Annotated in this window: 1 protein-coding gene; it reads right to left on the reverse strand. The window is 62.8% G+C overall.

Annotated features, from left to right (window positions below):
• Nucleotides 1-455, reverse strand: a 455-nt coding sequence (locus AC1VNY_RS42570; RefSeq protein ID WP_482409682.1) for a ParB/RepB/Spo0J family partition protein, incomplete at its 3' end; no start/stop codon positions are given.
• Between the last annotated feature and the right edge of the window lie 99 nt (nucleotides 456-554).

The raw sequence follows: 554 nt of genomic DNA on the forward strand, positions 1-554 counted from the left end.
ACGCCGAAGCGGGCCGCGATCTCCTCCGCACCGAGGCCGCGCTCGTCCGCGAGCTTCCTGAACGCTTCAAATTGGTCGGCGGGATGCATGTTTTCCCGGGTGACATTCTCGTCCAGGCTGATCTCGTGCGGGTCGTTCGCGGTATCGACGATGCAGCGGATCGGCTCGCTCTTCTTGATCTCCTTGCGCTTCACCCGCAGCAGCTGGGCGAGCCGCCTGCCCTCCCCGATGGTCACGAAATAGAACCCGGTGGCCGTCCCCTCTCCGTCAAACTCGGGCTCGACCACCAGATTTTGCAGGATGCCCTTCGCAGCGATGCTCGCTGCATAAGCTTCGATCGCCGCCTCGCTGTGCGGCGTCCTGCGCGCATTGTTCGGCGATTTCTTGAGCTTGTTGAGCGGAATGAGAACCTCCGTCCCGCTCACGGGAATGATTTCAACTGATTTGGCCGACATGATCATTCTTCCTTTTGCTTCCATGGGTGCATGGCGCACTCCGCGCCTGCGCCCCTGCCCGTCGGCGAGACCGGGGGTAGCAAGTGCCAGGGCGACCCG

This window comes from Bradyrhizobium ferriligni (genome assembly GCF_056837965.1).